This is a genomic window from Leptolyngbya sp. FACHB-711 (assembly GCF_014695615.1).
Lineage (GTDB): Bacteria > Cyanobacteriota > Cyanobacteriia > Elainellales > Elainellaceae > Leptolyngbya_A.
In genome coordinates this window covers 22,304-29,656 of record NZ_JACJOR010000404.1, presented here as the reverse complement: position 1 = coordinate 29,656, position 7,353 = coordinate 22,304, and the positions used below count along the sequence as shown (strand labels likewise).

The window sequence follows — 7,353 nt, the reverse complement described above, 5'->3', positions numbered from 1 at the left end:
GTCGTCTTAACATTTAGCCTCTACAAACTCGCAGTTACCGACCAGCAGGATAGCTATCAGGCACTCTATTGGGGCGGCGTTACGGGAATTATGGCTTGGTGGATGCCTAACCCTGGTAACGGAACTAGCAGCGTCAATAGCACTCAAAATGGTTCCCAATCTGATCTAATCCAACCTCTACCCCCTGCAACTGCAAAAGCAAACGGTAAACCGCCGATGCAACCATCCGTAAATGTACAGGCTTTGCCGCACAAAACGGCTTAATTAAAAGGAAATTGAGCGATCGAAAACGCAGGTAATTTCCGAGATAAATTTTGCAATTCCGTACTTTCTCGGATTGATTTTGCAATCAATAAAAAGTCAATTAAGCGCGTGGAAATCGTGATTTGTTTTCCTTGAAAATAGTGTAGGTTGCATACAGTAACTCTGTTATTTTATTGCAACGCGGAGTCGATTTCCATGAAGCATATTGTTTTAACAAGGCTCCTCCCCGTGGCCCTGACCGCAGTCTCTCTTCCCCTGGTTGCAGGCAACTTTTCGTCTGCAAGTGCGGCTTCTTTGTCCTTTAGCGTCAGCCCGTTTACAGGCGATCCTGCCAAAATAAACTTCACGCTAGACGATCAGGCAGCCGGAGCTGGAAACATTCAGTTCAAGGTGGATGTCGATCGAACCGTTAATCTCGCAGATCTGCGGGGAATTTTCTTCAACATTAGTGATGATTCGCTTTTGAAGAATCTCACCATAACTGGAGCAAACGTATCCCAATTTCTCTTTGATGCCGGTAAGGTGAATGAGCTGGGTAACGGAAACAACCTGAACGGTGAGGGTAGAAAGGGTGAGAAGCAATTCTTTGATGCCGGTGTTGAGATTGGTACACAAGGAATTGGTGCCGGTGATGACATTCAATCGACAGTCTTTACCCTCTCTCATAAACTGGGTCACAAGTTAGATCTGTCTCTGTTTACGAATCAAAGCTTTGGGGTGCGCGTTCAAAGCGTCGGAACGAATCGTGAGGGCAGCAGTAAGCTGGTGGGAACCGCTCCCATAACTCCGACCCCAGCTCCAGCTCCGGCTCCAGCTCCAGCTCCGGCTCCAGCTCCGGCTCCGGCTCCAGTTCCGACTCAAGACTCGACTCCAGCTCCAGCTCCGGTTCCGGCTCCTTATATTCCTCCTGTCGTTCTTGTGTCGCCACCTCCAGCCCCACCTGCGAAGGTTCCCGAACCAGGTGTGACTACGGCGATCGTTCTAAGTGCGATCGGAGCAGCCAAACTATTGAAGCGCAGATCGGTTGAGTCGATGCCAAGCCATCAGGAGGGCTAAAGCACTCGCACCGATTCTTGATTGTGCATACCGAGATACAGTGATTTTTATTTTTTCAGGGTGCAGTTTACCTGGCAGATTTAATTCAATTTGTGTAATGCATGAGCCGTGCTAACTCCAAGCACGGTTTTTTAATCTAGCTCATGACTGGTTGGGGTAGCGAAATTTTGCGTCAGCGCGACAATCTCTTGAAACTGAAGGCGATCGACCAGATCACTCAGAGTTTGGGCAATTGCAGTTTGGTCTTCGCGCAATTCAAATTCTGTTAGCGTGAGCAGGCGATCGAGCCACTGGTGATTTCCCCATCGGTCTTCAACAATCAGACTGATTACTCACAACCGTACGAACCGTAACCCGTCAACTTGCTGTAAATTTGATCGCGTTGCCAATCAGGTTAATTAAGACCTGCCGCAGTTTCCCTTCATCTGCCTGGAGATATTCCGGAACATTCCCATTCTGCTCAAAAGTAAGTTCCAGTCCTTTTGCGTTTGATTGCAAAAGCTGATATAGACTAAAACTATTTTCGTTTAATGTTGTTCTACCTGCTTCAATCTTTGACATCTCTAAAACGTCATTAATCAGCATCAGCAAGTGTTCACCGCTGCGGTTAATCATTTGGAGCTGTTCGAGTTGGGCATGGCTAATTGCTGCATCGCGAGTCATAATCGGTGCTCCTTCAGGGAGATCTCATCCGATCGTTATTTGTACTGCTCCTCTAGCAGTTTAACGCTGGCATAAATTGCATCAATGTGAGGGGTTGGCGTTTGGGTCAGCCTTCCCAGTTCGGCAACAGACCCGACGATCGCGTCTACTTCGGTTGGTCGTCTGGCTTCGATATCTTGCAGCATAGAGGTTTTGTGTGCCCCGACTTCTTCTGCGCCCTGAATCCGCTGCTCCAGGGAAATGCCGAACTCTACGCCCAGCTTTTCAGCGATCGTCTGGGCTTCCTGCATCATGGCTCGTGCCAGATCACGGGTGAGGGCATACTGACAGATTTGCTCTAGGGTAGCGCGCGTGAGGGCACTGAGGGGGTTAAACGCCAGGTTACCCCAGAGCTTGACCCATAGCTCATTGCGAATCTGGTTTCGTACAGGAGCCTTTAAGCCTGCGTGCCGGAACGTTTGCGCGAGTTTTTGCAGCCGATCGCTCTTGGAGCCATCTAGTTCGCCCAGGGTAAACCGATCGCCTTTCAAATGCTGCACCACACCGGGAGCCGCCAGTTCTGCCGCCGGATAAACAATGCAGCCAATCACACGATCGACCGAAATATTTGCCTCGACTGTTCCGTCAGGATCAACTGCCCGAATCCGGTAATCTGCATAAGGGGTGTCCAGCTTGCGGAAATACCACCAGGGAATGCCGTTTTGTGCGGTGACGACGATCGTTTCCGATCCGTAAAGGGCGGGCAATTGGGGGGCGATCGCAGGGACACTCTGGGTTTTTAACGCGACGACGACGATATCCTGGGTTCCTGCCTGGCGAATGTCCTGGGTCGCAAACACTTCTTTCACCGCTTCTTCGGTTCCATTGGGCGATCTCAGTTTTAGCCCGTGGGTCTGGATCGCTTCCAGGTGCGCCCCTCGTGCGATAAGGGTCACTTGTTCTCCGGCAAGTGCCAGCTTTGCACCCAGATAGCCGCCGATCGCACCCGCCCCAACAATGCAGATTCTCATGGTGATTTGCCCTCTGCGCTTAGATTCAGCAGTTCTGCCATTTTGAGTCGTTGCAGCTTCCCGGTTGCTCCACGGGGGATCTCAGTCAGAAGGTGAAATTGCCGGGGAATTTTGAACTCTGCCAGATGTTCGGCGCAATAGTCGCGCAGCTCTTTCTCGCTCGCCGTCCGATCGCCCTTAAGCACCACTGCCGCATGGATATCTTCGCCCAGCATTTTATGAGGAACTGCAAAGGCGATCGCTTCTGCCACTGCCGAATGACGCAGCAGCAGGTTATCGACCTCAAGCGGAGAAATCTTCTCGCCGCCCCGGTTGATCAGCTCTTTAATGCGCCCGGTCAGGGATAAATAGCCCTCTGGATCAAGGTAGCCCTGATCTCCCGTGCGAAACCAGCGGTTGGTGAATGCTTTGGCGTTTGCCTCTGGATTATTTTCGTAGCCGTCTACGACATTTGCGCCGCGAACCACCACTTCCCCTAGTTCGCCGGATGCCAGGAGATTGCCTGCCTCATTCATAATTCCGACTTCAACACCGTGACCATAGCCGACTGTGCCTGCTTTGTGTGCTGCCGGAGGCATAGGATTCGAGGTCATCTGATGGGCAGCTTCGGTCATGCTGTAGGCTTCCAGCACGGGCGCGTTAAAGGTCTGCTCTAGCCGCTCCAGGATGATCGGCGGGAGCGAAGAACTGCTCGATCGAATAAATCTGAGGCGGCTGGCGGCGATCGCCTCTCGGTTGCGCTCTGCCCGTGATAAAAGAAGCTGGTGCATGGTGGGCACGGCGGAATACCAGGTTGGCTGAAATTCGGTCAGAATGCTCCAAAACTCCATTGCGTTAAAGCCATTCGGACAGATCACCGTACCGCCGGATGCCAGGGTAGACAGCATCGAAGCGACAATGCCATGCACATGAAACAGCGGCATAATGCACAAAGCGCGATCGGCGGCGGTGAGGCCGTAGGTTCCGATAATATTTGTCGCCGAGGCTGCCAGATTGCGATGGCGAATCGGAACTCGCTTCGGACGGCTGGTAGTGCCACTGGTGTGCAAAATCATTGCTACGTCTTCAGAAACGGCTAATTCCGGCGATTTTGCGGGTCGAGCGGCTCCTCCAGTTTTCTCAAAGGTCAGCATTCCGTCTGGGTTTGCTGTGGCTTTAATCAGCAGCATCTCTGGCAGGACAGACGACCGCGCAGCTTCGATGCCGTCATTAAGGGTAATCAGCGCGGCTGCCTGCGTGTCTTCATAGTAAAAAGCAAATTCTTCAGGCTTGTATTTCGGGTTGAGAGGGGCTGCTGTGCCGCACATTGCCGCCGCCAGATACGTGATGATCATCTCGACGCCGTTGGGCATTGCAATCACAATCCGATCGCCTCGACCGATGCCAAACTGGTTCAGCGTTTCTACCAGAGCAACGACGTGCTGCCGCAGTTGGCGATAGGAAATGCCGGGAGAATTGGGCGCAATCAGCGCGATCTGGTCATCTTCACCAAGTAGCAAATCGAGTAATGTTGTAGATGGAGGTAGCGTTGCAGTCATGAAAGGAATTGCAAAAAGATTGGGCGTTGCGGGAAAATACGATTGATTGTATCAGCTTGATTCAAGACAGAAGCCTGAGCTTGAGAGCTTTAAAGTCCTCTAGAAAGTCCTTTAACATTAAGGGATTGAGGCAGCACTCAGGAATTGGGGCAACCATGCCGCACCTCGGATACTCACCAACAATTCTCCTGAGCCGTGATTGTGACGATTGCTGCTCGACTGTATTAGCAAAGTGCCCCTTTAAGAGTAGATTCGTGTATTTAATATCACCTTCTAATGCTTAACAATTACGTAGTTTCTACTCCTCTAGAGGTATTTTTTCCGGGTGTGGCTCCCAGCTAAAATAAACCAAATCCTCAATGGGTATCCTATAAGTGCAGTTAAGAAGGATGTGCAATTTAAGGATCGGCTGAGATACACTCTATCTCCATTTGCCTTTCAACCTGTAGTCCCTGTTTTTGAACGTTGATCGAAGCATCTACGTTTATCCTGGCAACATTAACCGCCCTGCCAGAATGTCTCTGTGGAACCCCTGTGGATCGTGTTAGGAGATTCATTTTCCCAATGACTGCAATCACTCCCCAATTCTCCGATGAGGAGCTTCAAGAGATCTGCAATATCTCTGATGTTATCTCCTGTGAATGTCCTGCTTATCTAGTTGGTTTGCTCCGAGAAGTTCGGAAGTTTCGCTACTACACTGCCAATTGTCCGAAAGAAGAACCTCAAGCCCTCGAAATTCATCAATGGCTTGAAGGCGAAACGTTGCACGTTGAACGGTTGATGTCCGAAATTATCTACAAATTCATGCAGCGCGAAGGCTTGCTCGATGAAAACGGACAGCTCGTTCCACGTCTTTTAGCCGATCGTGCGTATCAGGCAGCTATTAAGCAGCACGACAGCGCAGGTTATTACTAGCAATCGATTGCCGTTTCACTTGCTGTTTCACTTGTAGACTCATAGATTAAATTCATAAATCACTAGGCTCCTCGGGAACAGACGCGAAACCAACGGAACCCATAGCTCTCCAGGTAAATCTCGCGAGACGCGCCTTTTAACGGTTCATAGGGGCAGTCGCCTAACAGTTCCAGCCAATGGTGATCGTTCTCCGGCAGGTTCTCGGGCGGACTGTTTCCTGGCGGACTATTTTCCGGCGAACTGCTTAGCGTTACCGTGCAGGGCTGACTAGAGAGATTGTGAAGCGCAACTACCGCACCCTTCTGCCACTCGCAGCGGTGGGCAAACACTTGCGGCTTTCCCGTATCCAGGATTTGCCACTTGCCCCAGCCAAATTCAGGACATTCTTTTCGCATCCGAATTGCCCGCTCCATCCAGTTGAGCAACGATTTGGGATCGCGCCGCTGATCCATGACATTCACGGCAGCATAGCCAAATTGCCCCTCGGAAATCACAGGACGAATCAGTTTCTCGCTTGGCGCAGTGGAGAATCCTCCATTCGGTGCGTCCGACCACTGCATTGGAGTTCGGGTAGAATTACGCTCATCGAGCGATAAATCTTCGCCCATGCCAATCTCTTCGCCATAAAACAGCACAGGCGTGCCGGGCAGGGTCAGCATGAGGCTGTAGGCAAGCTGAATCCGCCGGATGTTGCCCTCCACCATTGGCGGTAACCGCCTGCGAATGCCGCGATCGAAAATCCACATCTGCTCGCGATCGGGCGCAAACTGATCGGCAACTTCCTCTTGTTCAGCGGGGGTGAGTTTATCGAGCGACAGCTCATCATGATTTCGCACAAAAATTGCCCATTGTCCGATCTGGGGAATCGGCGGCAGGGACTTTAGCGCATTGACCAGCGGAGCGGCTTCCTCGCGCACCAGCGACAGCATCATCTGCTGATTGACGATAAACCCAAATAGCATCTGCATTCGATCGCCATTGCCAAAGTATTTGGGCATTTCCTCAATGCTGATATTTGCTTCTGCCAGGACGATCGCATCGCCGCGCCGCCAGGAGAGAAAATCACGAAATTCGCTCAGGTAGGTAAAAGGATCGGTTACATCTGCCTGGTCTTCCACGCCCTGTAGCTCAATCAGATAAGGTGCAGCATCCACCCGAAAACCTGACACACCTAACTGAAGCCAGAAGCCCATGATCTTGCAGATTTCCTGCCTCACTGTGGGATTGGCAATGTTGAGGTCTGCTTGATGCTCATAAAAGCGGTGATGATAGAAGGCTTGTGCCTGTTCTTGATACGTCCATGTGGTCGATTGTCGCCCTGGAAATACGATGCCTTCGTCTGCGTCCTCTGGCTTTTTTTCTTTCCAAACGTAGTAATCCCGGTATTTTGATTGTTGATCACTGCAAGCTGCCTGAAACCACGGATGTTCGGTTGAGGTATGATTCACCACCAGATCGACAATCACCCGAATGCCGCGATGATTTGCCTGCCGCGTAAATTCAACAAAATCGCCTAATGTGCCCAAACGCGAATCGACATTGTAATAGTCAGTCACGTCATAGCCGTTATCACGATTTGGGCTGGGATAGAACGGCATTAGCCAGATACAGGTAATTCCCAAACCTGATAAATAATCAAGGCATTCAGTCAGTCCTGGGAAATCACCCACACCATCTCCATCACTATCCCGAAAGGTTTCCACATCGAGACAATAAATGATGGTGTTTTTGTACCATAAATCCAGCATAAGCCTTACAATACCTACTCACTTGATTCAAACTTACAGAGCGGACAAGGAATTTTTTGTGTACGCCAATGTACACGCCAAAAACCCTTTGCCTTTAATCATTGAACGACAAGTAAACCCTAAGTACTTCATTTCGGGTTGGTGCATTCCTTCCGGCTA

8 protein-coding genes are annotated in these 7,353 nt (G+C 50.6%); 3 read left to right on the top strand and 5 right to left on the bottom strand.

Annotation, left to right across the window (positions count from 1 at the left end):
* Both H6F80_RS17355 and H6F80_RS17350 read left to right on the top strand, forming a co-directional pair.
* On the top strand, window positions 1–264 hold a 264-nt coding region (locus H6F80_RS17355), incomplete at its 5' end, for a hypothetical protein (protein WP_199296647.1).
* A gap of 195 nt (window positions 265–459) precedes the next feature.
* Window positions 460–1,320 carry a hypothetical protein gene (locus H6F80_RS17350; protein ID WP_190792778.1) on the top strand — a complete coding sequence of 287 codons (861 nt, stop codon included), beginning with the start codon at window positions 460–462 and terminating at the stop codon, window positions 1,318–1,320.
* A 131-nt stretch (window positions 1,321–1,451) separates the two neighbouring features.
* Here H6F80_RS17350 and H6F80_RS30445 read toward each other — a convergent pair whose 3' ends face one another.
* The 4 genes from H6F80_RS30445 to H6F80_RS17335 all read right to left on the bottom strand — a co-directional run bounded on the left by H6F80_RS30445 (window position 1,452) and on the right by H6F80_RS17335 (window position 4,531).
* Window positions 1,452–1,574, bottom strand: a complete 123-nt coding sequence (locus H6F80_RS30445; RefSeq protein ID WP_277879190.1) for a hypothetical protein — start codon at window positions 1,572–1,574, stop codon at window positions 1,452–1,454.
* Between the two features lie 103 nt (window positions 1,575–1,677).
* A complete protein-coding gene (locus tag H6F80_RS17345; RefSeq protein WP_190792777.1) occupies window positions 1,678–1,983 on the bottom strand; it encodes a sensor histidine kinase in 306 nt (101 codons plus the stop codon).
* Between the two features lie 35 nt (window positions 1,984–2,018).
* The gene (locus tag H6F80_RS17340) at window positions 2,019–2,993 is read right to left on the bottom strand and encodes a 2-dehydropantoate 2-reductase (protein WP_190792776.1); all 975 of its coding nucleotides are present in this window, start codon (window positions 2,991–2,993) and stop codon (window positions 2,019–2,021) included.
* Window positions 2,990–4,531, bottom strand: a complete 1,542-nt coding sequence (locus H6F80_RS17335; RefSeq protein WP_190792775.1) for an acyl--CoA ligase — start codon at window positions 4,529–4,531, stop codon at window positions 2,990–2,992. The genes H6F80_RS17340 and H6F80_RS17335 overlap by 4 nt, the downstream gene beginning before the upstream one ends.
* 564 nt (window positions 4,532–5,095) lie before the next feature.
* Between H6F80_RS17335 and H6F80_RS17330 the strand changes: the two genes are divergently transcribed.
* Window positions 5,096–5,446, top strand: coding sequence for a hypothetical protein (locus H6F80_RS17330; RefSeq protein ID WP_190792774.1), 351 nt, complete (start codon window positions 5,096–5,098; stop codon window positions 5,444–5,446).
* 62 nt (window positions 5,447–5,508) lie between these two features.
* Here H6F80_RS17330 and H6F80_RS17325 read toward each other — a convergent pair whose 3' ends face one another.
* Complete coding sequence (locus tag H6F80_RS17325; RefSeq protein ID WP_190792773.1) at window positions 5,509–7,194, bottom strand: alpha-amylase family protein; 1,686 nt, start codon at window positions 7,192–7,194, stop codon at window positions 5,509–5,511.
* Between the last annotated feature and the right edge of the window lie 159 nt (window positions 7,195–7,353).